The organism is Streptomyces sp. SPB074, from assembly GCF_000154905.1.
In the GTDB taxonomy this organism is placed as follows: Bacteria; Actinomycetota; Actinomycetes; order Streptomycetales; family Streptomycetaceae; genus Streptomyces.
The window spans coordinates 3,637,914-3,639,241 of the sequence record NZ_GG770539.1; the positions used below are offsets into that span (position 1 = coordinate 3,637,914).

Sequence of the window (1,328 nt, forward strand, 5' to 3'; positions counted from 1 at the left end):
GGAGAGGGGGAGGGCGGAGGCGGCTGGGCGGGGAGGCCGCGCGGGCGCGTGAGGGAGGGGCGCGGGCGGGTGCGCGGGAGAGGTCTTGCGGTCGGGCGCGTGCGGGGAGGCCGTGTGGGGAGGGGGGAGGCCGGGCAGGTCAGGGGCCTTGAGTGACGTGGCATGTTGTCGGGATGCCTTGTTCCGGATACGGGTTGTTCCGGGGCGGGGGATGGCGGCAGGGTGGCCGGTATGGAGAGTGAGGAACTGGACGCGGGGCCCGGGGAGCGGTCGGCTCGGGTCGCGGCGATCGAGCCGGGCGGCGCGCGGGAGGCGGCGGCGGTGAGGGAGTTCACGCGGCGGATCGGCGCGGAGCGGGGGCTCATCGACGTGCACACGCACTTCATGCCGGACCGGGTGCTGCGCAAGGTGTGGGCGTACTTCGACGCGGCCGGGCCGCTCGTCGGGCGGCAGTGGCCGATCACGTACCGCCGTGCCGAGGACGAACGCATCGCGGTGCTGCGGGACTTCGGTGTGCGCGCCTTCACGTCGATGCTGTATCCGCACAAGCCGGAGATGGCCGCGTGGCTCAACGAGTGGGCCGCCGGCTTCGCCGCGCGGGTGCCGGAGTGCCTGCACACGGCGACGTTCTTCCCCGAGCCGGGCGTCGAGAAGTACGTGCGGACGGCGGTCGAGCGCGGGGCGCGGGTCTTCAAGGCGCATGTGCAGGTGGGGGCCTACGATCCGGCGGACCCGGTGCTCGACCCGGTGTGGGGGCTGCTCGCCGAGGCCGGGGTGCCGGTCGTGGCGCACTGCGGTTCGGGGCCCGTGCCGGGGAAGCACACGGGGCCGGGGCCGATGCGCGAGGTCCTGGCCAGGCACCCCCGGCTGCGGCTCGTCGTCGCGCACCTCGGGATGCCCGAGTACAGCGAGTTCCTCGACCTCGTCGCCGACTATCCGGAGGTGCGGCTCGATACGACGATGGCGTGGACGGGTTTCGCCGAGGAGTTCGCGCCCTTCCCCCGCGCGGAACTGCCCCGGCTCGCGGCGTACGGGGACCGGGTGCTGCTGGGCACGGATTTCCCCAACACCCCGTATCCGTACGCGCATCAACTGGAGGTCATGGCGGACCTGGGCCTCGGCGAGGAGTGGCTGCGGGCGGTGTGCCACGACAACGCGGCGAAGCTCTTCGGCCTGGAGCACAACGGTAGTTGAGGGAGAGGGGACGGACGTACCGTTCGCTGCGATCTGTGGATAACTCGGGGTGAAGCGGAAATTCGCTCACTCCCGAGGGCGAGGCATTGCGCGGGTTTGGCGAGGTTGTCCACAGATGTGGGTGGTGGGGGCGG

1 protein-coding gene is annotated in these 1,328 nt (G+C 72.4%); it reads left to right on the forward strand.

The window, feature by feature from the left end:
• Nucleotides 1-231 precede the first annotated feature (231 nt).
• On the forward strand, nt 232-1,194 hold the full coding sequence (locus SSBG_RS15020; protein ID WP_037869819.1) for an amidohydrolase family protein: 963 nt from the start codon (nt 232-234) through the stop codon (nt 1,192-1,194).
• Nucleotides 1,195-1,328 lie beyond the last annotated feature (134 nt).